The following is a 25,447-nucleotide window of genomic DNA, read 5'->3' as shown; positions in this document are numbered from 1 at the left end:
CAGAGCGGTTTCAATCTGTGGGCCGGACCCGCCGCGCCGTCGGACCCGACGTTTATCAGACTGCCCGTCGACAGCACACTCACGACGCCACTCGACCGCTCGTCCCCGGAGAACTCCGTCTCGAACCCCAACTCCCTCCAGTACATGCAGCACCGAGGACCGACCGGCCGGAAGCGCGCGCTCGCAGCGACAGCCGCCGCGCTCTGTGCGGTCGCGCTCGCGAGCGCGGCGACGGCGCTCGACGGGTCGCTCTCGACGCCGGTCGCGCCCGACCCGGGAGGCTCGACCGCCGGCGGGACGTCCCTGTTCGCGCTGCTGTTCGCACTCGTCGAGGCGTTGCTCTCGGTGTTCGGGATCCCCTTCGAGATGACCGGCGGCGGGATCGGTGGCGGGTCCACGTTCCGGGCGCTGCTCGCCGCGGTGGGCGCGGTCTACCGGCACCGACTCGCGCTGGTCGGCGCGGTCACGGTCCTGACCCTGGCGACCCTCGTCTCTCGGCGGGGCGGCGGTCTCGGTAGCCTGGCCCGTCGTCGGCGAACGGGCGGTCCGTCGGCCGGCGACGACGGAGGTCGCACCCCGGCGGCGTGGCCGCGGGGTGACCCCGACGAGACGGTCGCACGGGCCTGGGTCGATCTCGTCGAGCGCGCAGACATCGCCGACCCGGCCGCTCGCACGCCCGCGGAGGTCAGCCGAACCGCGGTCGAATCGGGGCTGGACCCCGAGGCGGTCGAGACCCTCACGGAGGCGTTCCGAGCGAGCAGGTACGGTGGGGAGCCGCCCGCCGAACCCCGGCGGACCGCCGTCCGTCGGGCCCGGCGGGCGCTGGCCGACGACGAGGGGGACGAGGCCGGATGACGGGGTGGAGAACCCGGATCCGGCGAGCGACGACCGCCGTCGGCGCCGTGGCGCTCGCGTTCGCACTCGCCCTCGACTGGGCGGTGACCGCGGGCGTCGTTCCGTCCGAGTGGGTGCGCCCCCCGTGGGGTGATTCGGCCGTGGTCGCGGGGTTCGCGACGGTGGCCGTTTGCGCGCTCGCGCTCGTCGTGAACCACCAATGGCTGCTCGGCCGCTCGTCGACCGTGTCGGCGGAGACGCCGGAGTCCGCGACAACCGTCCCCCGGACCGGCGCCGACTTCGACGAGGCGCTCGGGGGCGTGTTCCCGTCGGGTCACCGCACGGAAGCGGCGCGCCAGCGGCTGCGCGACCGGCTCCGGGAGACCGCGGTTCGGACGGTCGCGCGTCGGCGGTCGGTCTCTCGGGAGCGAGCCGAGCGCCTCGTCGAGAACGGCGACTGGACCGACGACGACGCGGCCGCCGCGTTCCTCGGCGACTCGATCGAACCGCGTCGCGTCCGCCTACGGCGGCGGATCTCGACGCGGCTCGCGTCCCGGTACCAGGCGCGCCGGGCCGCTCGCGCCGTCGTCGCGGCCGATGGGAGGGACGAGCCGTGACCGACGGCGGCGACGGGACCTCGAACGACTCCGGCGACGGGCTCTCCGGGGGCGAACGGACTGGACGGTGGCTGACCGCCGTGGCGGTCGCGCTCGTGGTCGGGTCGGCCGGAGTCTACTTCGGACGCCCGGCGCTGCTCCTCGCGGCCGTCGTCGGTCTCGCCTACACGGCCTATCCGCTCGTGACGGCCGGGCCGACGGCCACCCTCGCGCTCACGCGGGCCGTCGACGACGCCTCGCCCGCGTACGGCGACGCGGTGACCGTCACAGCGACGCTGACGAACACGGGGTCGCGGACCCTGCCGGACGTTCGGTTCGTCGACGGCGTCCCGCCGAGGCTGGCGGTCAGGGGCGGGACGCCCCGCCGCGCCGTCGCGCTCGGGCCTGGCGAGTCCGCGACCGTCCGCTACGTCGTCGAGGCCGAACTCGGAACCCATCGGTTCGAACCGGCGACGGTGACCTGCTACGACCGTAGCGGCGGCGTCCGCGTCGAGACCGAGCTCGGGGTCGGAACCGGGTCCGGTCGCGCCGACGAGGCGAACGAGACCGGCGAAGCCGACGGAGACGGTGAGACGGACGATACCGAAGCCGTGTCGACCCTGGAGTGTTCGGTCCCGGTCGAAGGGGTCCCGCCGCCCCGGCGGACGGCGCGGGCGACGGGACGGACGGTCGTCGACGCGAGCGGGTCGGGCGTCGAGTTCGACCGCACTCGGGAGTATCGACCGGGCGACCCCGCCGACCGGATCGACTGGCGGCGCTACGCCCGCACCGGCGACCTGACGACCGTCGAGTACCGACCGGACCGCCGGCGGTCGGTCGTCGTCTGTCTCGATGCGCGGCCGCGGTCGGTCCGCCGAGCCGGTGACGGCGACGCGGACGCCGTGACCGCCGGCGGGGCCGCGGCGGCCGCCCTCGCGACGACGCTGCTCGACCGCGGGGCCCGGGTCGGCGTCGCCCGCCTCGGCCCCCGGTTCGAACTGGTCGGCCCCGGCGGCGGTCGCCACCACCGCGAACGAATCACGACGCTGCTGACCGACTCGACCGACGGCCCGAGCGCCGCGTCCGACGGTGGGAACGCGGCTGCGGACCCCGCTGCAGCGACCGACGGCGCCGGCGGACCGGCGGTCCCGTCGGGTTCGGCCGACGAGTTCCGGGGGCAGGTCGACGAGGTGCTGGAACGGACCGGCGGCGCCGTAGAGTTCGTGCTGGTGACGCCGCTGCTCGACGAGTTCGGCGTCGACGTCGCGCGCCGCGCCGCCGAACGGGGACGGGGCGTCGCGACGCTCAGCCCGGACGTGACGGGCGACGGATCGCTGGGGGCCGAGGTCGTCGGCGTCGAGCGCCGCAACCGGATCGAGGCGTTGCGGTCCACGGGCGTCCCGGTCGGCGACTGGCGACCCGGCGACCCCGTGCGGTGGTCTCGGGCCGGCGGAGGTGACCGCTGAGATGGGTGTCGACCGCTCGCCCGATAGAGGCCCGGCGTTCCCGGGTAGTGCGGTCGCGGTGGTCGCCGCACTGAGCGCGGCGGCACTGCTCGCGACCGACCCGTCTGAGTTCGCCGTCGTGGCCGTCGACGCGGTCGGAACCGGGTGTCTCCTCGCCGGCGGCTATCTGCGATTCCGCGGCCGTCGGCTGGTCGCCCCGCTCGCGCTGTCGGTCGGACTCGTGACCGTCCTCGTCGCGGTCGGGCTCGCGGTCGTCTACCCCGCCGGTTTAGTCACGAAGGCGGCGCTCGTCCTCGGGACGCTCGGACCGGGCGTGCTCGCCGTCGGCCTCGTCCCGCTGCGTCGCTCGTGGGCCGGCCGACTGGTCGCCCTCGCGACCGCGCTCTCGGTCGCCGCCGTGGTCGTACGGGGGTTCCTGGCCGCGACCGGCCGGATCTCGCTGCTCGTCGCCCTCGCCGCGACGATCCTGGCGTGGGACGCCGCCGACCACGCGGTCGGCCTCGGCGCCGACGTGGGCCGCGCGGGGGCGACCGTCGGAGCGTCGGCGGCGCACCTCGTCGGGTCCCTCGCAGTCGGAGTCGTCGCCGTCGTCGCCGCGACCGGCCTGTACGGCGTCGGCCCCTCGTCGGTGCCGCTCGTCTCCGTCGTCTCCCTGTTCGTCGCCGTCGTCGTCCTGCTCGCGGCGCTCGCGCTCGGGCACGTTCCGTCCGGTGACGGCGCGGACCTGAAGCGCTGAAATCCTCGACGTGCGAACTGCCGGAGAAAGAGCAGACCCGAGACGGCTAGGCAATGTCCCGGCTCGTGTCGATCGAGACCTGCTCGACGAGGTCGAGCTTGATGATGTCGGTCGGAGCGCGGCCGCCGCGGAACTTGGGGATCGCGAGGCGGTTCTCGACCTCGTCGGAGTCGGTCGTGGTCTTCAGCTCGAAGATCACGTCCGCGAAGTGTTCGGTGGTGTCGCGCAGCGGCGGCACGCTGCGCCCGTCGAGGCAGTGGACGATGGCGAGGCTGCCCGTGTTGACGATGTGGTTCTGCAGGTCGTTCATGAAGGAGCGGTACCGCGACGGCGGCTCCTGTGCCTCGAGCACGTCGAGCGGGTCGACGATGAGATTCGAGGTCTCGGGGAGCGCGCTGACGAGCTTGCTCGCGTTGTCCAGCGGCGCCTCGCCCGAGATGTGGCGGACCGTGGGGTCGCCGGTGTCGGTGGGCGACTGCTCGATGCTTGCCGTGACCGACTGGGCGGTGCGGTCGAGCGAGAGGTACAGCGTGCCGCGGGTCGCGGTGAGTTCGTAGAGGAACAGCTCCGCCTGGCTGGCCGGCTGGGCGCTGAGAGCGACGATGCTCCCCTCCGGGATTCCACCCCCGAGCTTCCGATCGAGGACATCGATGCCCGTGTTCAGCCGGTTGACCATGCTATCGAGTCATTACGATCCCACCAGATTAAACATTCCGCCTCACGAGCGCCGTTGCGAGCCGATCGTACGACGTGCGTCCGACCCGGTCGCCCAGCACGTCACCCGCGATCTCCGGAACCGTCGCCAGTACCGGCTCGACCGCGCGAGCGAGGTCCGCCGAAGCCGAGACGGCCGACGGCGGGTCGTCGGTCCGGGTGAGGACGCTCCCCGCGACTCGGGCGTCCAGCGTCTCGGCCATCCGCGCGGTCTTGGCGGCGTCGTCGAGGCTCGCCGGCTCGCCGGTCGAGACGACCAGCGCCGCGTCGGCGTGACGCAGCGGCGCGGCAGCCGCGTCCGTCGCGCCCGCCGGGCAGTCGAGGATCACCCGCTGACGAGCGCGCCCGAGCCGGCGGAGCGCCGTCCGGTCGAGCGGTCCGGAGGCGTTCCCGGACGGGAGCACGTCGACGCCGGGAACGACGGTGCTCCGGTGGGTCACCGCGGCGATCGAGTCGCCGTCGGCGACGGCGTCGACGCCCGGCGAGCGGTCCGTATCGGCCATCGTGTGCAGGTTCGGCATGTCGCAGTCGGCGTCGACGACGAGCGGTCGGCCGCCGTCCCGCGCGAGCGCGGCCGCCAGCCCCAGCGCCGTGGTCGTCTTCCCGCAGCCACCCTTGCCGCCGGCGATCGCGAGCATGGGTCGGCGTGGTCGGGCTCTCGTACTTGAACCTTCGGCGCGGGTGACCCCGTGTCGGGAGTTTCAAGACAATCGAGGGCGCGACTCTACTCGATGCGTCACGACCACATTATCAGTGCGAAACAACTCTCGCGGGCGGACATCGAGGCGGTGCTCGACCGGGCGGCGGAGGTGGCCGCCGACCCGGAGTCGTTCGCCGACCGCCACGAGAACGCCCTGCTCGGGCTCTGTTTCTTCGAACCGAGCACGCGGACGAAGATGAGCTTCACCGCGGCGATAAAGCGGCTGGGCGGCGACGTCGTGGACATGGGCACCGTCGAGTCCTCCAGCGTCAAGAAGGGCGAGAGCCTCGCCGACACGGTCCGGGTGGTCGAGGGCTACGCCGACGCGCTCGTCCTTCGCCACCCCAGCGAGGGGTCGGCACAGATGGCCAGCGAGTTCGTCGACGTGCCGCTGATCAACGCCGGCGACGGCGCGGGCCAACACCCCACCCAGACCCTGCTGGATCTGTACACGATCCGCGAGTCGGCGGGCTTCGACGACCTGACGATCGGGATCATGGGCGACCTGAAGTACGGGCGGACGGTCCACTCGCTGGCCCACGCGCTGACGAACTTCGACGCCGACCAGCACTTCATCAGCCCGGAGAGCCTCAAGCTCCCCCGGAGCGTCCGCTACGACCTCCACGAGGAGGGCGCGTCGATCCGCGAGCACACGGAGCTGGACCCGGTGCTGCCGGAGCTGGACGTGCTGTACGTCACCCGGATCCAGGCCGAGCGGTTCCCCGACGAGAGCGAGTACCGGGCGATCGCCGGCGAGTACCAGATCGACACCGAGACGCTGGATGCGGCCCGCGACGACCTGACGGTCATGCACCCGCTCCCGCGCGTCGACGAGATCGCCCACGAGATCGACGACACCGACTACGCCCACTACTTCCAGCAGGCCCACAACGGCGTCCCCGTCAGGATGGCGCTGCTGGACCTCGTCCTCGGAGGTGACGAATGAGCGACCGCGAACTCCGCGTCTCCAAGATCCGCAACGGCACCGTCGTCGACCACATCACCGCCGGCCAGGCGCTGAACGTGCTGGCCATCCTCGGCATCGACGCCGACAGCGGCGAGACCGTCAGCGTCGGCATGCGCGTCCCCAGCGACCGCCTCGGCAGCAAGGACATCGTCAAGGTCGAGGGCCGCGAGCTGAGTCAGGACGAGGTGGACGTGCTGTCGCTGATCGCCCCCGCCGCGACGATCAACATCGTCCAGGACTTCGACGTGGTGAAGAAACACCGCGTCGAGCGCCCCTCGGAAGTCGTCGGCGTCCTCTCCTGTCCGAACCGCCACTGCATCACGACCGAGGACGAGCCCGTCGAGTCCCGCTTCGACGTGCTCGACGACGGCATCCGCTGCACCTACTGCGACACCATCGTCCGCGACTCCATCCCCGAGCAGATCGACGTGGCCTGATCGCTTTCGCTGCTAGGCGGCATCTGAGCGCGGTTTCGGCGGCTTGCGGGCGAAAGGGAGTCGCCTATTGACAGACCCTTCGAGTGGCCGGTGGAGGGCTTCCAGTGTTCTACCACGACGACAAACTCCAGTACCCGGTCGAAGTAGAGGAACCCGACCCGGCGTTCGCGAAGATGCTGCAGGAGGCCATCGGCGGCGTCGAAGGCGAGATGCGCGTCTGCCTGCAGTACATGTTCCAGGCGTTCGGCGTCCCGGACGAACACGCCGAGTACCGCAAGCTCCTCATGGAGACTGCCGTCGAGGAGATCGGCCACATCGAGATGCTCGCGACGGCCGTCGCGAAGAACCTCGAGGGCGCTCCCACGGAGTTGCGCGAAGAGATGAGTTCGGACGGGGCCGTCAACGCGGCGATGTCCGGAATGCTGCCACGGCAGTACCTCTCGGCGGGCATGAACGCGATGCCGATCGACGCGAACGGCAACCCCTTCGACGCCAGCTACGTGGTCGCCAGCGGCAACCTCGCGGCGGACATGTACGCCAACGTCATGGCCGAGTCGACCGGTCGCCTGCTGGCGGCGCGGCTCTGGGAGATGACCGACGACCCGGGGATGAAGGACATGCTGTCGTACCTGGTCGCTCGCGACGCGATGCACCAGAACCAGTGGCTGAAGGCGCTGCACACGCTGGGCGACCCCGAGGACCCCTTCGACCACCTCCCCATCCCCAACACCTTCCCCGAAGAGGAGATGCCCGACGAGTTCGACTACTCCTTTATGTCGACCACCCGCGACGGCGAGGAGTACGAGGCCCCGTGGACGCAGGGCCCGTCCGTCGACGGGACGGAGGACTTCTCGTTCGTCTGGGAGGGCGACATGGAGGGCGCGATGCGGGACATCTCCGCGGCCGACCCCGACACGCACAACGAGGTGGCGAGCGACGACGACTGAGCGCGGTCGACGGCGCGTCCGTCGCCGACCGAGCGGTCGCCCGGCGAACGAGCGGTCGCCCGCGATCCGATCGGTCGCTCGGTCGTTTCGCACCAGAAACACTTTAACCGGTTGCCACGAACGTACGAGCGATGTCGAAGAAATCACTGGTCGTGCTGGTCGCCCTGGTCGCGGTCGCCGTCGTCTACAAGACGGCGCTCGCCGAGTAAGGGGGATCTCAGGCGCACCAGCGCCGGCGAGGCATCGCTCTCCGACCGCCTTTTCGAACGACTTACACCGCCCGCCCCCAATCCACGGGTATGTACGGCGTCGTCACGCGCAACGAGCCCGAACTGGAGTGGGCGGAGTTCGACCGCGCCTTCTACGAGGTCAAGGACGTGACCGGGCGCGCGGCCGAACCCGTCGACAACGGCGTCAACATGGTCTCCTGTTTCGGGGACAACAAGGCCGCCGCCGACAACCCCGACCTGGTCCCCGAGAGCGCCGAGGGCGAGCCCGCCACCCGTGATCGGCCCTACTTCGACTGGGCCTACGTCTGCCCCACCCACGAGCGCTACCGCGAGGGGCTGCTTGAGATAATCGAGGACGCCGCCGACGCGAACGAGGACGTGCGCCTCGACGACGTGGGCTTTCCCCGCGAGGAGTACTGCCACTGCGACCGCTGTGAGGCCGCCTTCGACGACAGCGAGTTCGACGACTGGCGCGCCTGGCGCGCGAGCGTCATCACCGAGTTCGTCGCCGAGGCCCGCGAGCGGGTGCCGGGCGACCTGTATCTCACGCTCTACCCCGACCCCTATCCGGGACACATCTACGACCGGGCGGGGCTGGAGGTGGACGCGCTGGCGGAGTACGTCGACGAGTTCGTCGTCCCGCTGTACGACATGGCCTACTCGACGACCTACTGGCTGGAGATCCTCGCCAAGGGGTTCGTCGACGAGCTCGATTCCCCCTTCTCGATCGAACTCTACGCGGTCGAGGTCGACATCGACGACCTCGTCCACGCGACGGAGGTCGCCGACGAGTACGCCGAGTCGGTGCTGTTCGGCTACGACGCCAGCAACGCCCGGGCCACGATCCGGCGGCTAGAGGCCGACGCCCGCGAAGGCGAGCAGTTCGGGCCCGAATAGCGGAGACCGGCAACGCGACAGGGCGGTCACTCACTCGCCGAAGCGGTCGCGGCGCCACTCCCGCAGGACCGACCGGTCCCGGGTGTTCTCGGGCAGTTCGTCGAACCAGCGAGCGTCGGTGATCTCGCCGTCGGGGTCACACACCGCCAGATCGGTCGACTCCGCTTGGCCCTCGAAGATGGGGAGGACGCCCCAGGTCTCGTGGCCGTCGCTGTGGAAGCGGACCTCGCCGAGGACGCCCAGGCCGTCGTAGGTCACGTCGATCCCGGCCTCCTCGCCGAGTTCGCGTCGTGCCCCCTCGCGGACGGACTCGTCGGGTTCGACCTCGCCGCCGGGGAGCACCCAGGTGTCGATGGCGGCCTGCTCGACGAGCAGGAGTTCGCCGGAGGGCCGATAGGCGAGCGTGTGGGCGCCGTAGGGGAGGCCCTGCGCTTCGATGCGTTCGGCGACGGTCCGGAAGCGGTCGCGCGAGACCGTCCGGGCGGTCCGGAACTCGACGAAGTCGTCGTACTCGTCGGCGAACCGGTGGTACACCTGTTCGGCCTCCTGGCGGGCCTCGGTGGCGAGGTACCAGAGGTTGTCGACGGCGGTCATCGAACCGGTGTCGGCGGATGCGGTCTGCTCGACGGGCGCGGTCCCCCCGGCAAACGCCACCGCCGGTCAGCGCGCGTTCGCTCGGTCATGGCCTCACGTTCGCGAGTCTCCGCCATAAGTTTTCGACCTCCGGGCCAGTTCGCTGCCGTTAGGAGCCGCTTCCGTACGTCCCGAGCCGGCGCCAGCGTGTGTCTGCCGGGCGTCTGACGGGTATTTATGAATCGCGTCGAGAGACCAGATATCGATGACCGAGGGTGTCAGGCGGGCGAACGAGGGTGTGCGATCGAGCGAGCGCGGTGACGGCTCCGACGCGGGCGAGGACGGGACCGGCGACGCCGACGAGGTCGGGACCGGTTCGGTCGCACTGGTGTGCGAACCGGCGTTCCGCGCGGACGCGGCGGGCCAGCTCGACCGCGCGCTGAACGGCGAGAGCGCGCGGAGCGTCCTCGGAGTGTTGTATCGCCACGACGTACAAGCGTGGACGACGGCGCTTCGGACGCGATGCGACCGGGTCGACTCGGCCGCGGTCGCCGCCGTCGGTCCCGTGGCGGACGCGGACCGGAGCTGCGACCGCCTCCCGGTCCGCAACGTCTCGGACCCGACCGACCTCACCGGCGTCGCCATCGCCGTCGGCGAGTGGCTGCGCGCCCGCGACGCCGACGAGCAACCCGTCGTCTGTCTCGACTCGCTGTCGACGCTGCTGCAGTACGCCGACCTCGAACGCGCGTTTCGGTTCCTGCACGCGCTGGTCGCGCGGGTCCGCTCGGCCGGCGCGACCGCGTACGTCTCGGTCGACCCGGGCGCACACGACGGGGCGACCCTGGCGACGCTCCGGACGCTGTTCGACGCCGTGGTCGGAACCGAGCGGCGGGCCGGCGACACGACGGCCGCCGCACCGACCGACGCCTCGGAGTCGTCGGCCGATTCGACGGGTCGCGCCGTCGTCACCGACGGCGGCGATCCGGGGGTCCCCAGCGGAGCGGCGAGCGGGACCGAGTGAGACGGATCAATCCCTTTTTGACGGGCCGTCGAGTACCGCCGCCCATGGCATTCGAAGAGGACGACAGCGTCATCCTCCGCGACGAGCACAGCGAGTACGACGGCGAAGCGGGCACGGTCACGCAGGTCGTCGAGACGATGTTCGGCGACGAGAACTACACCGTCTCCTTCGAGGACGGGCAGGAAGCCGGCGTCTCCGAGGACCAGCTCGAAGCCGCCGAGGAGTAACTCCCGGTCGATGGCCTCCGTCCCGCTGCACTACGTCGACCTGCGAGCGTTCTGCTACGTCACCGAGGACGAGGAGCGCGTCGAGTCGGCGCTGCGCGCGTTCCTCCCCGAGGACTTCGAGATCGAACGCGCGGCCTCGGAGGGGCACCACGGCGACCGCATCGTCGTCCTCTCGGCGCGCGTCGAGCGCGCCGATGAGATCCGTCACGTCCTCGACAGACTGGGCGAACTCGACGACGTCGACGCCGTCGTCTCCGAACTCGACGAGCGGGTCGACGACAACTGCGCCTTCTACCTGACGCTGGACAAGCAGGCGGCGTTCCGGGGCGAGATCGAGCGCGGCGACGGCATCACCTTCCGCTCGAAGGTCGAGGCCTACCCCGCCGACAAGCCCGCGGCCGTCGAGAACGCCCGCGAGGTCTTCGAGGCGCTCTGACGGTGGCGTGACCGCGATGTACGAAGCCGTCCACGCCCGTCCCGACGGCGAGGCGACCGTCGCCCGCCAGGCGACGACCGCCGCCGAGTACGGCTTCGACGGGATCGTCGTCCGCAACCACGGCGACGCCCTCGCCGAGTTCGACGCCGAGGAGATAGCCGAGACGTACGACGTCGAAGTCGTCGAGGGCGTCGAGATCCGGGCGGAAGACCCCTCGCGAGCGAGCGGGTTCGTCGGCAACCACCGACGGTCGAAGACGGTCGTGGCGGTCCACGGCGGGTCGGCGGCGATCAACCGCTTCGCCGTCGAGCAGCCGGCCGTCGACGTGCTCGCCCATCCGATGGCCGGCGACGGCGACGTGAACCACGTCCTGGCGAACGCGGCCGCCGAGAACGGCGTCCGCTTCGAGTTCTCCTTCCGGCGAGTGCTCCGGGCCGACGGCGGCCGGCGCGTCCAGGCGATCCGCGGTCTCCGGAAGCTCCGCGAGATCGTCGAGGACGCCGGTGCGCCCTACGTCGTCAGCGCCGACCCGCGCAGTCACCTCCAGCTCCGGGCGCCCCGCGAACTCGTCGCCGTCGGCGAGGTGCTGGGCTTCGACGCCGACCAGATCCGGACGGGGCTGGCCGAGTGGGGTCGGCTCGTCGACCGGAACCGCCGGCTGGCGAGCGACGCGTTCGTCGAGCCGGGCGTCTACCGCGAGGCCGCCGCCGAGGACGGCGCCGACGTGGACGACCGGTAGGTCGCCGAGCGCGAGCCGGGGCTACCGACCGGGAGCGAGGCGTTCTTTGCCCCCCGGGCCGAACTCGGTGCCATGAAACGCTCGCTCGACGAGCACGCCGCCCGCTTCGACGAGATGGCGGCCGACTACGACGACGACGAGAGCGACGAGTACCGCGCCTGCGCGTCGCTGGTCGTCGAACACGCCGATCCCCGCCCCGGCGACACCGTCCTCGACCTGGGGACCGGAACGGGCGCCATCGCCCTCCCCCTGGCCGAGGAGGCCGAGCGCGTGATCGGCCGGGACATCAGCGAGGGGATGCTCGAGGAGGCCCGCGAGAAGGCGACCGACCGCGGACTCTCGAACGTCGAGTTCGGCGAGGGGCGGTTCCGCGAGCCGGCCGTCCCCGACGACGCCGACGTGGACGTGGTGACGACGAACTTCGCGATGCACCACCTCTCGGACGCCGAGAAGCGCGAGACGCTCGACGCGATCGCCGGGCTCGAACCGCGACGAGTCGTGCTCGGTGACGTGATGTTCTTCGACGGCCCCGACCCCGACGACCCCTTCTACAGCCCGGAGGTCGACGACCCGGCGACGGTCGGGACGCTCGCGGACGCGTTCACCGCCGCGGGCTACGCGCTGACGGCGGTCGAACGAGTCCACGACCAGGTGGGCGTCCTCGTCGCCGAGCGCGTGGTTCCCGTCGGGGAGCCGGCCGAACCGGTCGGTGGGCCCGACGCCGCCGACGCGGAGGGCGGCTCGTGAAACACCTCCCGAAACACCTGCGACCGCGGTGGCGCTACCTCGCGGTCGAGCTGGAGGCGTGGCCCGACGCGGAGGTCGACCGCCGGGCGTTCCAGCGCGAGCTGTGGTTCGCGGCGCAGAACCTGGTCGGCGACGCCGGGAGCGCGGAGGCGGACCTGTCGGTGGTTCGCTTCTCGTTCGACGACGGCGCGGGCCACGCCATCGTGCGGGCGCGCCGGGGCGAGGTCGACCGCGCGCGGGCGGTGCTGGCGTGTCTGGACGGGGTCGACGGCGCGGAGGTGGGCGTCCGCGTGCGGGGGGTTAGCGGCACGGTGCGTGCCTGTGAAGAAAAGTATATACGACGCCGACCGGAACCTTCTGACCAGAGAAACGTCGTCTTCGAGAACGCCGAGCGGCGTGCCGTCGGTCGCGACGGCCGAATCGACGTGCGGGCCGACGACGCGTTCGTCGGGGCGACCGAACTCGATCTATAAATATGCAGGGACAATCGCAACAGCAGGCGTACGACCGCGGGATCACGATCTTCTCGCCGGACGGCCGGCTCTACCAGGTCGAGTACGCCCGCGAAGCCGTCAAGCGCGGCACGGCGAGTATCGGCGTACGAACAGCTGACGGAGTCGTGCTGGCGGTGGACAAGCGCATCCGTTCGCCGCTGATGGAGCGTTCGTCCGTCGAGAAGATCCACAAGGCCGACGACCACATCGGCATCGCCAGCGCCGGCCACGTCGCCGACGCGCGCCAGCTCATCGACTTCGCCCGCCGCCAGGCGCAGGTCAACCAGCTGCGCTACGGCGAGCCCATCGGCGTCGAGACGCTCACGAAGTCGGTCACCGACCACATCCAGCAGTACACCCAGGTCGGCGGCGCCCGCCCGTTCGGCGTCGCGCTCATCATCGGCGGCATCGCCAACGGCGAGCCCCGCCTCTACGAGACCGACCCGTCGGGCACCCCCTACGAGTGGAAGGCCCTGGCCGTCGGCGCCGACCGCGGCGACATCCGCGAGTACCTCGAGGACAACTACGACGAGGAGATGGACCTCGACGGCGGCGTCGGCCTCGCCCTGGAGGCGCTCGCGTCGGTCAACGACGGCGAGCTCGCCCCCGAGGGCATCGGCATCGCCACCATCAGCGTCGACGACGAGGCGTTCGCCGAGATGAGCGACGCCGAGAAGGAGTCCCACCTCGACGAGCTCGACCTCCTCGCCGTCGAAGAGGACGACGAAGACGAGAGCGACGAGGAGTAACGCCGCCCCGAGCGGCGCCCGGTCGCTTTCGGTGGCTCGTCGCGAGACGGGTCGGCGGCCGCCGGCGTGCGGTCCGCGCCCACACACCTTTTTACCCACACGGTGTTACCTCAGGGTATGATATCGCTCGACGAGGCCGTGACGGCGCGTCTCGAGTCCCACGGTGAGCGCTTCGAAGTGCTCGTCGAACCCGACGCCGCCCTCGCGATGAAGCGCGGCGAGTTCGACGGGGAACTGGAGGACGTGATCGCCGCCGAGGACGTCTTCGAGAACGCCTCCCGCGGGGACCGCCCGCCGGAGAACGCGCTCGAGGAGGTGTTCGGGACGACCGACCCGCTAGCGATCATCCCCGAGGTCGTCGAACGCGGCGAGATCCAGATCACCGCCGAGCAGCGCAAGGAGATGCAGGAGCGCAAGTACCGGGACCTGGTCAACCGCATCACGCGCAACGCGGTCAACCCCCAGATGGACGACGCGCCCCACCCGCCCGACCGCATCGAGAGCGCGCTGGAGCAGGCCGACTTCAAGGTCGATCCGATGGAGCCCGTCGAGAACCAGGTCGACGACGCGCTGGACGCGCTCCGGCCGGTGATCCCCATCCGCTTCGACACCGTGAAAGTCGCCGCCCAGCTGCCCGCGGACTACGCCGGCAGCGGCCAGGCGCAAGTGAGGGAGTTCGGCGACCTCGAACGCGAGGAGTGGCAGCCCGACGGCTCCTGGGTCGGCGTCGTCGAGTTCCCCGCCGGGATGCAAAACGAGTTCTACGACCTCGTCAACGAGGTCTCCAGCGGCGAGGCCGAGACGCGTATCCTCAAAGACGAGGACGACATCGACACCCGGTAGGCCCGGGGCCACGACATCGACGCCCGGCCGCTCGCCGCCGGCCGGAACGGACCGGTCGGTCCGCTCGCCGACCTGCTCCGACGATCGCAGGACCACGGCGGTTCTGGAGAGTTGATCACCGCGGTTGTGTGAGATTACTGACCGTCGTCGGGCGGTCACGGTCCTCCTGTGAGCGGTTCTCGGGGGCGTGAACGTTCCGGTGTTGATATATGGGGCGATGTCGAACTTTCGAATATGACCAACGTCTGCCGTAACTGCAAACGCACGTTCAGTACGGAACTCGAGCTCGAACTCCACCGTGACACGTGCTCGCAGGGGGATCTCTTCTGCGACGAGTGCGGCGAGCGGTTCGCGGAGCGGACGGCCACGGAGGACGGCTGGCACTATCGATGCCCCAGCGACGACTGCGACGGCGAGGGGATGGGCGAGGACATCCACAACGTCAGCGACGTACGCATCGAGAAGTCGGTCTGACGACCGCGGCTCCCCGATTTTCACCGAGCGGTGCTATTCCGTCGATAGCTCGTCGTTCTCGGCGATCGACGCGATCCGGTCGAGCGCTCGATGGCAGACGACGGCGTACCCGCCCGCGAGCAGCGGGATCTCGAAGGCGACCCGCGAGCGGTCCTCGCCCAGCGGCGTGACCGCGTGGCCGGTCGCCGGGATCTCCGCCACGCGCCACGTCCAGCGGTAGTTCCCGCAGGTCTCGACCTCGAAGGGGATCCACGGACCGCCCGCGACCTGCACCTCACCTCGCGCTCCGGGTTCGACGTATCGGTGTCGCGAGCGGACGGCGGTGACGCTCGGACCCCACTCGGGCCACTGCTCCGTGTCGGTCAGGGTCCGCCAGACGGTGTCGGCGTCGGCGCCGACGACGCGGTCTACGACGAGGCGCCGACCGTCCGGCGTCCGCTCGATCCGCGGCAGCGAAGCCATGTGTGCCCGTTGGAGCCGCTCGGACTTGGGTGTCGGGGCAGGAGCCGACTCCGGACGGTCCGCCGTCTGCGCTCGCCCGTCAGGGGATCTCGCCGACCGCCCGGTCGAGGTCGGACGCACCGCGCCAGTGGACGACGCGCTCGTCCGCGGCGCGTTCGAGTGCCGCGAGGTGGGCGGCGGCCATCCCGTTGTCGTAGCGCTCGCGCCGTCGTTCGTCGCTCTCGTAGGCGCGTTTCAGCAGCCACAGCACGTCTCGAACACGGCTCTGTTCGTGATAGAGATACCCGAGCTCCCAGACGTGGCCGCCGCCGTAGTCTTCGAGGACGCCGACGACGTGGGTCGCCTGCTCGCAGAGGATCTCGAAGGCGGGCGCCCACAGATCGATCTCGTCGCCGGAGAGCCCGAAGTCCTCCAGCATGAACGCCGTCGCCTCGCGGCGGTCGTCGAGCAGGTCCCGAACCCGGCGGCGGCGCTGGCCGGGACCGTCGTCGCCGCCGCGGCCGACGACCAGATATCGGCGGTCGCTGTACTGGATGTCGTTGAGCCGGTCGCCGTGGAGGTGCGTCTTCAGCCGCTCGTGCTGCCGTGGGGTGAGCGTCAGCGAATCCGGACTCGCGTCGACGAGTCCCGCGCCGTCGACGCCGTCGACGTAGTCCGGATCGCTCTCCGTTCCCGCTGTTCGGTCGCCCCCTCGTCCCTCGTCGCTGGCGTCCCCCGACGCGTTCCCGTCTTCGACCATGCCGGCCCGACTCCCGGGCGTGGCAAGTGTCTTCCGTCTGTCGGAGAATCGTTCGACGATCGTTCGACGAATAGTCGAGAACTACTGGCACTCAGCGTCCAAGTGTTTATCACGCCGGGGGTCGTACAGCGAGATATGCGACCCGACACGGCCGAACCCAGGGGGGACGAGGCGAGCGAGGGGTTCGATTCCTGGCTCGCGCTCCAGCGGGTCACCGACTCGACGCGGGCGAACATCGTCGCGGACGTGGTCGGCCACCCGAAGGGCGCGCCCAGTGTCGACGAACTCGACTACACGAATCCGAGCCTCGAAGCGGACACCATCCGCAACCATCTGAAGGTGCTCGCCGACGCGGGCGTCGTCGAGGAGCTGACGGTCCCGGCGGGCCAGCGCACGCGGGGCTACCCCTACAAGTTCTACCGGGTGACCGACGAGGCCCGGGAGCTGTTCGACCGCAACGGCCTGTTCCCCGCCGAGGCGTGGCAGCGACAGTACGACCGCGTCGAGAAGACCACCGAGATCAAGGAACTCGAAGCGATGCCCCGTCCCGAGGCGTGAGTGATTCGACCGCAGTCGGGAATCGGTGCTGAAAGCCCTTGACCCGCTCGCTCACGGGTCGCTCCGCTCTCTCGTTCGCGTGTCGAGGTCTCCCTTCGGTCGACCTCGCTCTCGCGGTCGCTGAAGCGAGAGATCCGCGCTCTCCGCACCGCCCGCGCGGATAGTAGCCCGCTCAGCGACTGAACTGCACGCGAGCGCGACTCACGGTTTGCTCCGCTCACCGTTCGGCCAGCCGTGGCGCTCACTTCGTCTGCTCACGGCGTTTCGCGCCGTACGCATGGTATGCGGGACCTCCGGTCCCGCACTAGTCGCGCCACGCGCGCCTCGCACCGCTCGACAGCGCGCGCCACTCGCTGTATCCAGTAGCTATTTGCAACGTGACACTCCCAGCAGCCGATACCCAGATCCGATAACGGGGGACCAACCTATACAACCCCCCGGCCGTAAGCGACGGTCGAATGATCACGGCCCGCGACCTGCGAAAGGAGTACGGCGGCTTCGTCGCGGTGGAAGGGAGCACGTTCACGGTCGAGGAGGGCGAGGTCTTCGGCATCATCGGCCCGAACGGGGCCGGCAAGACGACGACGCTGAAGATGCTCGCCGGCCTCGTCGAACCGACCGACGGCGAGGTCTCGGTCGCCGGCTTCGACGCCGGCGAGACGGAGATGCGCCGACGGCTGGGCTTCCTCCCGGAGGAGTCGCCGCTGTACGAGGAGATGACGCCCGTCTCCTACCTGCACTTCTTCGCGGACCTCTACGACGTGCCCGAGGGCGTCGCGGACCGGCGCATCCACGACACGCTCGAACGGCTCGAACTCGACCACCGCGACCGCCCCCTGGGCGACATGTCCAAGGGGATGAAACGGAAGGTCGCCATCGCGCGGTCGCTCATCAACGACCCGGACGTGCTGATCTACGACGAACCCGGCAGCGGGCTGGACCCGCTGACCACGAACTACATCATCGACTTCACGCGGGAACTCGGCGAGCAGGGCAAGACCATCGTCTTCAGCGCCCACAACCTCTACCACGTCGAGAGCATCTGCGACCGCGTCGCCATCATGAACGAGGGCCGCATCGTCGCCAAAGGGGATCTGGACGAACTCCAGGCCGAGTACGGCCGGACGGAGTACCACGTCTACACGACCGTCGAGGTGCCCGAGAGCGCGCGCGAGAACGGCTATCATCGGCGTACCGTCGAGAGCATGGACGCGGTCGACGAGACGCGCGAGGCGGCCCAGGCCGCGGGCGGCGAGGTCGTCGACATCCGGACCGAGGAGTCCAGCCTGGAAGAGGTGTTCCTCAACGTCGCCGAGTCCGACCCCGAGGCCGAGCGGACCTCGGGGCCGCGAGCGTGAGCGGCCCGCCGCCGGCCGGCGGCGACGACCGCTCCGGCGGGGAGTCGGGGACGGGAAGCGACGCGTCCGCCGCCCAGCGGTTCGCCCGCTGGCTCCGCACGCGCGTCGAGAACGTCGCCCGGATCGCCCGCTGGGAGGTGACGAAAAACGCCGGCGGCGTCGACCGGCGGACGGTCGTCATCGCGCTGCTGGCGGTCCTCGGACTCGGCGCGATGGCGCCCGTCGCGGTGAGCCAGGGCGTCGCGCTCGACCAGGGGATCTACCGGGTCGGCGTCGTGGAGGAGGACCCCCTCTACGACCCCGCGTACCTCGACCCTACCTTCCGGGTGCAGGACCCGAGCGAGTCGGCGGTCGAAGCGGGCTACCAGGAGGTCATGGTCGTCGGACCACAGGTCCGCGAGTACGCCAACTCGACGAAGGGGCGGGCCGCGGTCGCGGAGCTGCGGTCGACGGTCAAGCGGTACAACGACGGGATCATGGACCTGGAGGACAACCAGTCGGCGGCGTTCCCGGTCGTGGTGAACCTGACCTACGTCGACCGCGAGTCGACGCGGGTCGCGGTCTCGCAGACGCGGACGATCCCTATTCAGACCGACGAGGACGAAGCCGGAAGCGGCGACGGCTCCGCCGGCGGCGGGGACGGCGGCGGGTCGGACGACGGCAATGGAACCGGTTCCGGGACCGGGAGCGACGGGAGCGCGGACGGGAGTTCAAGCGACGAGTCCGGCGACGGTTCGAGCGACGGCGGTGACGGGTCCGGAGACGTGACCAGACCGGGCGAGGGGTCCAACGTCGCCGGGTCGAGCATCGGCGCGCGGCTGACCGGCGGGAGCGCCACCGGTGCCCCGTCGGACATCACGCCCCCGTTCCCGTTCCGGTCGCTCGTGCTCGCGTTCGTGTTCGTCCTGCCGCTGAACTTCGTCATCCAGGCCTACGGCTCGACGATCCTCAGCGAGCGGATCAACCGCCGGGGCGAACTCCTGCTGGTCGCGCCCGTCTCGCGCGGGGACATCATCGTCGGGAAGACGCTGCCGTACTTCGCGGCCGCCCTCGGCGTCGCGACGGGGATCACGCTCGTCCTCCAGGTCGGCCTCGGCCTCGGCGGGTCGGTCGTCTCCGTCCTCGCCGTCGTCCCCCTGGCGATGCTGTTCCTCGCCGCGACCTTCCTCGGCGCGATGTTCGCGCGGTCGTTCAAGGAGCTGACCTTCGTCACGGTGACGATCACCGTCTCGCTCACCTCCTACGCGTTCGTCCCGGCGATCTTCACGGACGTGACGCCGATCGCACTCATCTCGCCGCTGACGCTCGTCGTCAGGGACCTCCAGGGCCAGGCGATCGGGCTCGGGCAGTTCGTCTTCTCGACGCTGCCGCCGACGCTGACGGCGCTGGTCTGTTTCGGTCTCGGTGCCGGCCTCTACCGCGAGGAGGACATGTTCACCCAGCGGCCGATCCCCTACAAGGTGCTCGACGCGCTGGCGGGACCGATCGAGCGCCGACGGAGCGTCGCGCTCGTGACGGCCGTCCTGTTGCCGTTCGTCCTCGTCGCCGAGCTGATCGTCGCCGCGTTCGCGTACCCGCTGTGGCAGGCGGAGATTCCGGTCGGGATCATCGTCGTCGTGATGCTGATCGGCCTGGCCGTCGTCGAGGAACTCGCCAAGAGCCTCCACGTCTACGCCGGCTACGCCCACTCGCTGTTCGACGACCGGCTGCGGACGGCGCTGGTCGTCGGCTTCTTCAGCGGCCTGGGCTTTTTCCTCGCCGAGAAGCTCACGCTGATCGTCCGCCTCGCGGACCTGCAGACGCTCCCCGTGGGTCAGACCCTCGTGGGCGAGCAGGCGGCCGTCGGGATCGGCGTCCCGCTCCCGATACTGCTGGTCGCGCTGTTGCTGGCGCCGCTGGCGCTGCACGTCGTCACGGCGTCGATATCGGCGCTGGGCGCCAGGCGCGGCCGGCGCTCGTACGCGGTCGCGCTGGTGGTCGCGGTCGCGGTTCACGTCGCCTACAACCTCACGGTGGTGAGTAGCCTTGTCGGGTGACTCCTCGCCGGCCCCGCAGCCGGGGTCGACGGCGGCCGAGTCCGACGGACGACCGGGAGACGGCGGCGGACCGAGCGCCGACGATGCGTCCTCGGGTCGGTCGCTGTTGTCGGACCCGCGACTCACCGTCGCCAAGCGGGACCTGGCGTCGCTCAGCCGCGAGAAGACGATCGTCCTCGCGCTGTTGATCCAGCTGTTCGTCGCGGCGTTCTCGTCGTTCCTCGTCGTCGGGCTCACCTCGCTGTACAGTCCGGGGTCGGTCTCGGCCGGCGAGGTAGTCGTCGGCGTCGCCGGCGAGCACGACGACGCGCTGGTCCGGGCGGCCAACGACCAGCGGGGCCTCCGCGCGATCGTCTACCCGAACCCCGGGGCCGCCCGTGACGCCTACCACGACGGGAACGTCCACGCCACGCTGTTGGCCGGCGATTCGGGCGACCGGATCGACGTGACGGTGATCGCGCCGACCGAGAGCATCGAGACGACGCTGATCGTCGACCAGGTGCGCACGCTCCTCGAGTCGCTCGAGCGCACCGAGCGGATCGCCCGCTCGGACTCCCTGGACCGCTCGACGGTCCCGCTCCCCGACGACGTCGACGCCAGCCCCTACTTCGGGTTCACCTACACGGTGCTCGTCCCGCTGCTCCTCTTTCTCCCCCCGTTCATCAGCGGCTCGGTCGCCGTCGACGCGCTGACCGAGGAGATCGAACGCGGGACGCTGGAACTCCTGCGGGTCGCGCCCCTGTCGCTGGTCGACATCGTCGACGGGAAGGCCCTGGCGATGATCCTCATCGCGCCCGTCCAGGCGGCGATGTGGATCGGCCTGCTGGGATTCAACGGCATCGCCGTCGCGAACGTCCCGCAGTTGCTACTGGTCGTCACCGCGATGACGACGCTCGTCGTCACGCTCGGGCTCTCGCTGGGCGTGCTCACGGCCAAACGCCGGCAGGCCCAGCTGCTGTACTCCGTCCTCGTGATCTTCGGCTTCGGTGCGCTGACGGCCGCGTCCGGGAACTCCTTCGTCGCCGAACGCCTATTCGCGCTCGAACACCCGGCGACGACGGTCGCGAAACTCGCCGTCGACAGCTCCACCGCGGTGACGACCGTCCACGTCGCCGCCTACGCCGTCGCCGCGGCCGTCCTGTTCGTCGGCGCCCGTCGACTCGTCGCGCGGACCGACCCCGAAGGGCTCTGAGCCGTGCCGGCCCCTTCTCAGGACCTCCGCAGAGAGCCGGCGACAGCGCCCGGGGAACCCACCTTTTTGCGCCGCGGAGCCCTCCGGAGCGTATGGAGTACACGACACTCGGATCGACCGGCGTCGAGGTCAGTCGCATCTGTCTCGGTTGCATGAGCTTCGGCTCGTCGGACTGGCGCGAGTGGGTCCTCGACGAGGAGGAGGGTATCGAACTCGTTGAGCGGGCCCGCGATCTCGGTATCAACTTCTTCGACACCGCGAACATGTACTCGCTCGGCGAGTCCGAACGCGTCCTCGGGACGGCGCTGGAGGGCCACCGCGAGGAGAGCGTCGTCGCGACGAAGGGCTTCTTCCAGATGGACGACGACGACCCCAACTCGGGCGGGCTCTCGCGGAAGGCCATCGAGCAGGCGCTCGACGACTCCCTGGAGCGGCTGGGCATGGACACCGTCGATCTGTACCAGATCCACCGCTGGGACTACGACACGCCCATCGAGGAGACGCTTCGCGCGCTCGACGACGCGGTCCGCCGGGAGAAGGTCCGGTACATCGGCGCGTCGTCGATGTGGACCCGCCAGTTCGCCGACGCGCTGCACGCCAGCGACCGACTGGGCCTCGAACGGTTCCAGACGATGCAGAACCACTACAACCTCCTCTACCGCGAGGAGGAGCGGGAGATGCTCCCGTACTGTGAGCAGGAAGACGTGGGGGTCATCCCCTGGTCGCCGCTGGCGCGGGGCTATCTCACCCGTCCGCACGAGGAGTACGACGCGACGACCCGGGGCGAGACCGACGACTACGCCCGGGAACACCCCTACTTCGAGGGCGGGGGGCGGGAGATCAACGAGCGCTGTGCGGAGCTGGCCGACGAGTACGGCGCGACGATGGCCCAGATCGGCCTGGCGTGGCTGCTCGACAAGGACTGGGTCGACGCGCCCATCGTGGGGACGACGAGCGTCGAACACCTCGAACAGGCCGTCGAGGCGCTGAACATCTCGCTGTCCGATTCGGACGCGGAGTACCTCGAAGAGCCCTACGAGCCGGTTCGCGTCTCGGGCCACGAGTGAGTGGTCGCGCGATCCGACGCCGATACCACTAAACCGGGCCCGGCCCACGACTGAGGCGATGACAGATCCCCGCGACGACGCCGACGGGGCGGATCCGTCCCCGGACGACGCCGCGCCGCCCGCCGACGGCACCGCCCATCCCGCCGAGGGCGCCGCCGGCGCGGAGTCGGGCGACGACGCCCGGGTCGGCGCCGACCGGTCGCCGTCGGACGACGCTCCGGGGGCCGCCGAGGCCCCGGCGCCCGAGTCCGACACCGACGACCGTCCGGTCGCCGAGTCCGTCGAGACCCCCGGCGAACCGCGGACGCTCGACCCGACGGTCCGCATCGAGTGGATCGTCGGCCCGCTCGTCGGCGCCCTCCTGACGGCGCTGGTCGCCGGGTTCATCACCTGGGCGGTCGCCGCCGAGTACCTCCCCTACGACCGGCTGCCGAGCGCGGTCGCCGTCGGCGCCGGCCTGTTCGTCCTGTTCGCGGTGTACGGCGCTGTCCGGGCCGTCTTCCTCTATCGGTCGTGGCGCTACGTCGTCCGCGACGAGTCGCTGTATCTCACCCGCGGGGTCCTCACCACGGTTCAGACCGTGGTCCCGTACGTGCGCGTCCAGCACATCGACACGCGCCGGTCGGCCTTCGAGCGCGTGCTCGGCCTCTCGACGCTGGTCGTCTACACCGCCGGCTCCAGAGGCGCCGACGTGACGATCCCCGGACTCACGCCCGACACGGCCGATGACCTCCAGTCCCGGCTCGAACGGCTCGCGATCGCCTCCGAGGACGAAGACGCCGTATGAGCGACGACGACCCCTCGACCGACGGCTCACCGATCGAGGACCCTCCGACCGGCGACGGCCCACCAGCGGACGGCCCACCAGCGGACGGCCCACCAGCGGACGATCCCCGGACCGACGGCACGGAGCGCGAGACGGTCGGCGCGGCCGCCGCCGAGGAGAGCGAGGCGGCCGGCCCCTCGCCGGCGGCGCCGCGGATCGAGGGGCCACAGCAACTGAACGTGCTGACGGTCCCCTACCAGATCGCCCAGCAGGGGATCAGCATCGTCATCGCGATCTTCGTGTTCGGCGGGGGCGGCGTGTCGGCGCTGTTCGGCTCGGGGCAGAGCCTGCTGGCGATCGGCGCGATCGTCGCGATCGTCCTCGGCATCGTGGCGTTCGTCGGCTACTTCGTCGCCCGCTACCGTCGCTTCGAGTACGAGCTCACCGCGGACACGTTCGACATCAGGTCGGGCGTGCTCTCGCGGCGCACGCGGGAGATCCCGCTGCGTCGCATCCAGAACGTCGACATCAGCCAGAACGTCGTCCAGCGCGCCCTCGGGATCGCCGAGGTCGGTCTGGAGACGGCCGGCGGCGGCGGGACGGAGGCCCAGCTCCGGTACGTCACCGTCGACGACGCCGAGGCGCTCCAGTCGGAGATAAGCCGCCTGAGCCGCGTCGCGAAGGCCGAAGACGGCGAGACGACCGCGACCGACGAGGAGCGCTTCGAGACGGTGTTCTCGATCACCGAGCGCGAACTCGGGGTCCTCGCGCTGATCTCCGTTGACCTCCGGATCGCCTCGTTCCTCTTCTTCGGCGCGTCGATCTTCGCGCCGTCGGCCGCCTCGATGGCCCAGCCGGACAGCTGGTGGGAGTACGGCTTCGGTTTGGACAGCCTGGTCGGCGCGTTCCTGGGGCCGCTGGCCGCGCTGGGTGCCATCGCGGCGCTCGCGCTCGTCTCGGGCGTGCTCAACGCCGCCCGCTACTACGGGTTCCGCCTCGACCGCGGGGAAGAGGAACTGCGCTACGAGCGCGGGCTCCTCCAGAAGTTCCGCGGGACGATCCCCCTCTCGAAGGTCCAGACGCTCACCCTTGAGGAGAACGTCCTCGCGCGGGCGCTGGGCTACGCCGCGCTGACTATCGAGACGGCCGGGTACACGCCGACGGGCGGGGAGTCGAACGGGTCCCAGTCGGCGATCCCGGTCGCCGAGCGCGACCGGGTCGTCTCGCTGGCCCGGTCGCTGGAGGCGTTCGAGGACGACCACCTCGAACGGCCGCCGAAACGGGCGCGCCTGCGCTACGGCTTCCGCTACGCCATCGGCCTGGCGATCCTCGTCGCGCTGCTGTACGGCGGGACGGTCCTCTCGACCTTCCAACTGTACTGGTACGTCCCGCTGGCCGCCGTACCGCTCGTCCCCGTCGCCGCCCACTACAAGTGGAAAAATCGCGGCTACGCGCTCGGCGAGGAACACGTCGTCACCCGCAACGGGTTCTGGGTCCGCCGGCAGAAGGTCGTCCCCTACCACCGCGTCCAGACAGTCTTCAGCTCCCAGACGGTCTTCCAGCGCCGGCGCGACCTGGCGACGGTCACCGTCGACACCGCCGGCTCCCAGAGCATCACCGGTCAGGACGCCAAAGCCGTCGACATCGACGCCGAGACCGCCGAGCGGCTCCGCGAGGAAGTCTCCGACGAACTCTACGGGGCGCTCGCCCGTCGGCGCCAGGGGCGCGAGCGCTCGGGTCCCACCGGCGTCGACGTCTCCGACACCGCCCGACCGGGATCACCCGGCGGCGAGACCGGCTCTCCCGGCGACTGACGCCGCCGTCGGGATGGCGAGACCGGGCCGGTCCGAGCCCGCCGCCCTTCGGCCGACGGGGATTGCCGCTTCTCGTGCATTGAGGGATCACCGAGCCGTAGCTCCGGCGGATGATCCCCGCAGGACTCCGAAAGGTAGCCTACGCGTCGATCGCCCTCAAAGGACTGTTCGCGACGGTCGCGCCCCGACTGAGCGCCCGGATCGCGGCGACGCTGTCGCTCCCGGGCTTCGAGAACACCGGCGAACTCGAGCCGACCGACTGGTACGTCCGCGCCGTCCGGGCGACCGGCGTCGGCATGCTCGCCGCCGGCGGCACCGCGCTGCTCCTCGAGAGTCGCGCGGAGTCCGCGAGCGAGGACGACGACTCGACGGGGGCGAACTTCGACGGTATCGACCGGATCGACACCCCCGAAGACGACACCGACGCCGGCGACGCCGCCGACGTGACCGTCGACATCGGAACCGAGGACGACGCCGACACTGACGCGGCCGAGACCCGCGACGACACCGAGTCGGCCGACGAGTAGCGGCGCTCCCCTCTTCTGACAGTCGTTCTGAAGGTCCAAATCACTATACGGGTCCGCGGTCGATATCGGACAGCTATCGGGCGCGGCGGGCCCGACGGAGA

30 protein-coding genes are annotated in these 25,447 nt (G+C 70.6%); 25 read left to right on the top strand and 5 right to left on the bottom strand.

All coding sequences use genetic code 11. From position 1 onward, the window contains the following. Positions 1-144: 144 nt before the first annotated feature. Genes HZS55_RS17000 through HZS55_RS16985 form a run of 4 tightly spaced genes read left to right on the top strand, consistent with a single transcriptional unit; the run spans position 145 to position 3,632 of the window. Positions 145-855, top strand: a complete 711-nt coding sequence (locus HZS55_RS17000) for a DUF4129 domain-containing protein (RefSeq protein WP_179908762.1) — start codon at positions 145-147, stop codon at positions 853-855. Beyond that, entirely contained in the window at positions 852-1,451 is a 600-nt protein-coding gene (locus HZS55_RS16995) for a DUF7269 family protein (protein ID WP_179908761.1), read from the top strand. Before HZS55_RS17000 ends, HZS55_RS16995 begins: the two co-directional genes overlap by 4 nt. Next, entirely contained in the window at positions 1,448-2,896 is a 1,449-nt protein-coding gene (locus tag HZS55_RS16990) for a DUF58 domain-containing protein (RefSeq protein ID WP_179908760.1), read from the top strand. Before HZS55_RS16995 ends, HZS55_RS16990 begins: the two co-directional genes overlap by 4 nt. 1 nt (position 2,897) lies before the next feature. Then, positions 2,898-3,632 (top strand): DUF7519 family protein, encoded by a 735-nt coding sequence (locus HZS55_RS16985; RefSeq protein WP_179908759.1) that lies wholly within the window; start codon positions 2,898-2,900, stop codon positions 3,630-3,632. A 46-nt stretch (positions 3,633-3,678) separates the two neighbouring features. On the opposite strand, the gene HZS55_RS16980 is transcribed toward HZS55_RS16985, so the two are convergent. Together HZS55_RS16980 and HZS55_RS16975 are read right to left on the bottom strand one after the other, a co-directional pair. After that, a complete protein-coding gene (locus tag HZS55_RS16980) occupies positions 3,679-4,308 on the bottom strand; it encodes an RAD55 family ATPase (RefSeq protein ID WP_179908758.1) in 630 nt (209 codons plus the stop codon). Between the two features lie 28 nt (positions 4,309-4,336). Continuing rightward, complete coding sequence (locus tag HZS55_RS16975; RefSeq protein WP_179908757.1) at positions 4,337-4,984, bottom strand: MinD/ParA family ATP-binding protein; 648 nt, start codon at positions 4,982-4,984, stop codon at positions 4,337-4,339. Between the two features lie 93 nt (positions 4,985-5,077). Between HZS55_RS16975 and pyrB the strand changes: the two genes are divergently transcribed. The 4 genes from pyrB (at position 5,078) to HZS55_RS16955 (ending at position 8,524) form a co-directional block, all read left to right on the top strand. Beyond that, a complete protein-coding gene (gene pyrB / locus HZS55_RS16970; protein WP_179908756.1) occupies positions 5,078-5,992 on the top strand; it encodes an aspartate carbamoyltransferase in 915 nt (304 codons plus the stop codon). Next, entirely contained in the window at positions 5,989-6,450 is a 462-nt protein-coding gene (gene pyrI, locus HZS55_RS16965; protein ID WP_179908755.1) for an aspartate carbamoyltransferase regulatory subunit, read from the top strand. Before pyrB ends, pyrI begins: the two co-directional genes overlap by 4 nt. A 104-nt stretch (positions 6,451-6,554) precedes the next feature. Then, a complete protein-coding gene (locus HZS55_RS16960; protein ID WP_179908754.1) occupies positions 6,555-7,397 on the top strand; it encodes a manganese catalase family protein in 843 nt (280 codons plus the stop codon). A 299-nt stretch (positions 7,398-7,696) separates the two neighbouring features. Continuing rightward, a complete protein-coding gene (locus tag HZS55_RS16955) occupies positions 7,697-8,524 on the top strand; it encodes a hypothetical protein (protein ID WP_179908753.1) in 828 nt (275 codons plus the stop codon). A gap of 30 nt (positions 8,525-8,554) precedes the next feature. On the opposite strand, the gene HZS55_RS16950 is transcribed toward HZS55_RS16955, so the two are convergent. After that, positions 8,555-9,118 carry an NUDIX hydrolase gene (locus tag HZS55_RS16950; RefSeq protein ID WP_179911911.1) on the bottom strand — a complete coding sequence of 188 codons (564 nt, stop codon included), beginning with the start codon at positions 9,116-9,118 and terminating at the stop codon, positions 8,555-8,557. Positions 9,119-9,362: 244 nt separating this feature from the next. Between HZS55_RS16950 and HZS55_RS16945 the strand changes: the two genes are divergently transcribed. The 9 genes from HZS55_RS16945 to HZS55_RS16905 all read left to right on the top strand — a co-directional run bounded on the left by HZS55_RS16945 (position 9,363) and on the right by HZS55_RS16905 (position 14,827). Next, on the top strand, positions 9,363-10,118 hold the full coding sequence (locus HZS55_RS16945; RefSeq protein ID WP_179908752.1) for a DUF7504 family protein: 756 nt from the start codon (positions 9,363-9,365) through the stop codon (positions 10,116-10,118). Between the two features lie 44 nt (positions 10,119-10,162). Next, the gene (locus tag HZS55_RS16940; protein ID WP_179908751.1) at positions 10,163-10,345 is read left to right on the top strand and encodes a DUF1918 domain-containing protein; all 183 of its coding nucleotides are present in this window, start codon (positions 10,163-10,165) and stop codon (positions 10,343-10,345) included. A gap of 10 nt (positions 10,346-10,355) precedes the next feature. Further along, positions 10,356-10,781, top strand: coding sequence for an RNA-binding protein (locus HZS55_RS16935; protein WP_179908750.1), 426 nt, complete (start codon positions 10,356-10,358; stop codon positions 10,779-10,781). Between the two features lie 16 nt (positions 10,782-10,797). Next, entirely contained in the window at positions 10,798-11,520 is a 723-nt protein-coding gene (locus HZS55_RS16930; RefSeq protein WP_179908749.1) for an RNase P subunit p30 family protein, read from the top strand. A 72-nt stretch (positions 11,521-11,592) separates the two neighbouring features. Beyond that, the gene (locus HZS55_RS16925; protein ID WP_179908748.1) at positions 11,593-12,267 is read left to right on the top strand and encodes a methyltransferase domain-containing protein; all 675 of its coding nucleotides are present in this window, start codon (positions 11,593-11,595) and stop codon (positions 12,265-12,267) included. Continuing rightward, on the top strand, positions 12,264-12,740 hold the full coding sequence (locus HZS55_RS16920; protein WP_179908747.1) for an Rpp14/Pop5 family protein: 477 nt from the start codon (positions 12,264-12,266) through the stop codon (positions 12,738-12,740). Before HZS55_RS16925 ends, HZS55_RS16920 begins: the two co-directional genes overlap by 4 nt. Positions 12,741-12,742: 2 nt before the next feature. Further along, a complete protein-coding gene (psmA, locus tag HZS55_RS16915) occupies positions 12,743-13,510 on the top strand; it encodes an archaeal proteasome endopeptidase complex subunit alpha (RefSeq protein ID WP_179908746.1) in 768 nt (255 codons plus the stop codon). Between the two features lie 117 nt (positions 13,511-13,627). Beyond that, positions 13,628-14,353 (top strand): ribosome assembly factor SBDS, encoded by a 726-nt coding sequence (locus HZS55_RS16910; RefSeq protein ID WP_179908745.1) that lies wholly within the window; start codon positions 13,628-13,630, stop codon positions 14,351-14,353. 234 nt (positions 14,354-14,587) lie between these two features. Beyond that, positions 14,588-14,827, top strand: coding sequence for an HVO_2901 family zinc finger protein (locus HZS55_RS16905; RefSeq protein WP_179908744.1), 240 nt, complete (start codon positions 14,588-14,590; stop codon positions 14,825-14,827). A 33-nt stretch (positions 14,828-14,860) separates the two neighbouring features. Here HZS55_RS16905 and HZS55_RS16900 read toward each other — a convergent pair whose 3' ends face one another. Beyond that, entirely contained in the window at positions 14,861-15,289 is a 429-nt protein-coding gene (locus HZS55_RS16900) for an SRPBCC family protein (RefSeq protein ID WP_179908743.1), read from the bottom strand. Between the two features lie 79 nt (positions 15,290-15,368). Next, on the bottom strand, positions 15,369-16,028 hold the full coding sequence (locus HZS55_RS16895) for an aminopeptidase (protein WP_179908742.1): 660 nt from the start codon (positions 16,026-16,028) through the stop codon (positions 15,369-15,371). Between the two features lie 135 nt (positions 16,029-16,163). Here HZS55_RS16895 and HZS55_RS16890 point away from each other — a divergent pair, with 135 nt between their 5' ends. From HZS55_RS16890 to HZS55_RS16855, 8 genes are all read left to right on the top strand, one after another. Further along, entirely contained in the window at positions 16,164-16,586 is a 423-nt protein-coding gene (locus HZS55_RS16890) for a helix-turn-helix domain-containing protein (protein ID WP_179908741.1), read from the top strand. Between the two features lie 458 nt (positions 16,587-17,044). Further along, positions 17,045-17,944 (top strand): ABC transporter ATP-binding protein, encoded by a 900-nt coding sequence (locus HZS55_RS16885; RefSeq protein ID WP_179908740.1) that lies wholly within the window; start codon positions 17,045-17,047, stop codon positions 17,942-17,944. Then, a complete protein-coding gene (locus HZS55_RS16880) occupies positions 17,941-19,980 on the top strand; it encodes an ABC transporter permease (protein ID WP_179908739.1) in 2,040 nt (679 codons plus the stop codon). Before HZS55_RS16885 ends, HZS55_RS16880 begins: the two co-directional genes overlap by 4 nt. Before the next feature lie 106 nt (positions 19,981-20,086). Continuing rightward, positions 20,087-21,172, top strand: coding sequence for an ABC transporter permease (locus HZS55_RS16875; RefSeq protein WP_246308288.1), 1,086 nt, complete (start codon positions 20,087-20,089; stop codon positions 21,170-21,172). 92 nt (positions 21,173-21,264) lie between these two features. Then, positions 21,265-22,239, top strand: coding sequence for an aldo/keto reductase (locus HZS55_RS16870; protein ID WP_179908737.1), 975 nt, complete (start codon positions 21,265-21,267; stop codon positions 22,237-22,239). A 58-nt stretch (positions 22,240-22,297) separates the two neighbouring features. Then, positions 22,298-23,026: a PH domain-containing protein gene (locus tag HZS55_RS22940; RefSeq protein ID WP_179908736.1), complete on the top strand. Its 729-nt coding sequence runs from the start codon at positions 22,298-22,300 to the stop codon at positions 23,024-23,026. Continuing rightward, positions 23,023-24,819 carry a PH domain-containing protein gene (locus HZS55_RS16860; protein ID WP_179908735.1) on the top strand — a complete coding sequence of 599 codons (1,797 nt, stop codon included), beginning with the start codon at positions 23,023-23,025 and terminating at the stop codon, positions 24,817-24,819. Before HZS55_RS22940 ends, HZS55_RS16860 begins: the two co-directional genes overlap by 4 nt. Before the next feature lie 110 nt (positions 24,820-24,929). Beyond that, on the top strand, positions 24,930-25,346 hold the full coding sequence (locus tag HZS55_RS16855) for a hypothetical protein (protein ID WP_179908734.1): 417 nt from the start codon (positions 24,930-24,932) through the stop codon (positions 25,344-25,346). Positions 25,347-25,447: the final 101 nt, after the last annotated feature.

Source organism: Halosimplex rubrum, assembly GCF_013415885.1.
Classification (GTDB): Archaea; Halobacteriota; Halobacteria; order Halobacteriales; family Haloarculaceae; genus Halosimplex; species Halosimplex rubrum.
This window is presented reverse-complemented; position numbering and strand designations above follow the sequence as displayed.

Excerpts from the sequence above, each read along its gene's own strand:
- HZS55_RS17000 (WP_179908762.1), top strand. The coding sequence starts at position 145 with ATGCAGCACCGAGGACCGACCGGCCGGAAGCGCGCGCTCGCAGCGACA.
- HZS55_RS16995 (WP_179908761.1), top strand. The coding sequence starts at position 852 with ATGACGGGGTGGAGAACCCGGATCCGGCGAGCGACGACCGCCGTCGGC.
- HZS55_RS16985 (WP_179908759.1), top strand. The coding sequence starts at position 2,898 with ATGGGTGTCGACCGCTCGCCCGATAGAGGCCCGGCGTTCCCGGGTAGT.
- HZS55_RS16980 (WP_179908758.1), bottom strand. The coding sequence starts at position 4,308 with ATGGTCAACCGGCTGAACACGGGCATCGATGTCCTCGATCGGAAGCTC.
- HZS55_RS16975 (WP_179908757.1), bottom strand. The coding sequence starts at position 4,984 with ATGCTCGCGATCGCCGGCGGCAAGGGTGGCTGCGGGAAGACGACCACG.
- pyrB (WP_179908756.1), top strand. The coding sequence starts at position 5,078 with ATGCGTCACGACCACATTATCAGTGCGAAACAACTCTCGCGGGCGGAC.
- pyrI (WP_179908755.1), top strand. The coding sequence starts at position 5,989 with ATGAGCGACCGCGAACTCCGCGTCTCCAAGATCCGCAACGGCACCGTC.
- HZS55_RS16955 (WP_179908753.1), top strand. The coding sequence starts at position 7,697 with ATGTACGGCGTCGTCACGCGCAACGAGCCCGAACTGGAGTGGGCGGAG.
- HZS55_RS16950 (WP_179911911.1), bottom strand. The coding sequence starts at position 9,118 with ATGACCGCCGTCGACAACCTCTGGTACCTCGCCACCGAGGCCCGCCAG.
- HZS55_RS16945 (WP_179908752.1), top strand. The coding sequence starts at position 9,363 with ATGACCGAGGGTGTCAGGCGGGCGAACGAGGGTGTGCGATCGAGCGAG.
- HZS55_RS16940 (WP_179908751.1), top strand. The coding sequence starts at position 10,163 with ATGGCATTCGAAGAGGACGACAGCGTCATCCTCCGCGACGAGCACAGC.
- HZS55_RS16935 (WP_179908750.1), top strand. The coding sequence starts at position 10,356 with ATGGCCTCCGTCCCGCTGCACTACGTCGACCTGCGAGCGTTCTGCTAC.
- HZS55_RS16930 (WP_179908749.1), top strand. The coding sequence starts at position 10,798 with ATGTACGAAGCCGTCCACGCCCGTCCCGACGGCGAGGCGACCGTCGCC.
- HZS55_RS16925 (WP_179908748.1), top strand. The coding sequence starts at position 11,593 with ATGAAACGCTCGCTCGACGAGCACGCCGCCCGCTTCGACGAGATGGCG.
- psmA (WP_179908746.1), top strand. The coding sequence starts at position 12,743 with ATGCAGGGACAATCGCAACAGCAGGCGTACGACCGCGGGATCACGATC.
- HZS55_RS16910 (WP_179908745.1), top strand. The coding sequence starts at position 13,628 with ATGATATCGCTCGACGAGGCCGTGACGGCGCGTCTCGAGTCCCACGGT.
- HZS55_RS16905 (WP_179908744.1), top strand. The coding sequence starts at position 14,588 with ATGACCAACGTCTGCCGTAACTGCAAACGCACGTTCAGTACGGAACTC.
- HZS55_RS16900 (WP_179908743.1), bottom strand. The coding sequence starts at position 15,289 with ATGGCTTCGCTGCCGCGGATCGAGCGGACGCCGGACGGTCGGCGCCTC.
- HZS55_RS16895 (WP_179908742.1), bottom strand. The coding sequence starts at position 16,028 with ATGGTCGAAGACGGGAACGCGTCGGGGGACGCCAGCGACGAGGGACGA.
- HZS55_RS16890 (WP_179908741.1), top strand. The coding sequence starts at position 16,164 with ATGCGACCCGACACGGCCGAACCCAGGGGGGACGAGGCGAGCGAGGGG.
- HZS55_RS16885 (WP_179908740.1), top strand. The coding sequence starts at position 17,045 with ATGATCACGGCCCGCGACCTGCGAAAGGAGTACGGCGGCTTCGTCGCG.
- HZS55_RS16870 (WP_179908737.1), top strand. The coding sequence starts at position 21,265 with ATGGAGTACACGACACTCGGATCGACCGGCGTCGAGGTCAGTCGCATC.
- HZS55_RS22940 (WP_179908736.1), top strand. The coding sequence starts at position 22,298 with ATGACAGATCCCCGCGACGACGCCGACGGGGCGGATCCGTCCCCGGAC.
- HZS55_RS16860 (WP_179908735.1), top strand. The coding sequence starts at position 23,023 with ATGAGCGACGACGACCCCTCGACCGACGGCTCACCGATCGAGGACCCT.
- HZS55_RS16855 (WP_179908734.1), top strand. The coding sequence starts at position 24,930 with ATGATCCCCGCAGGACTCCGAAAGGTAGCCTACGCGTCGATCGCCCTC.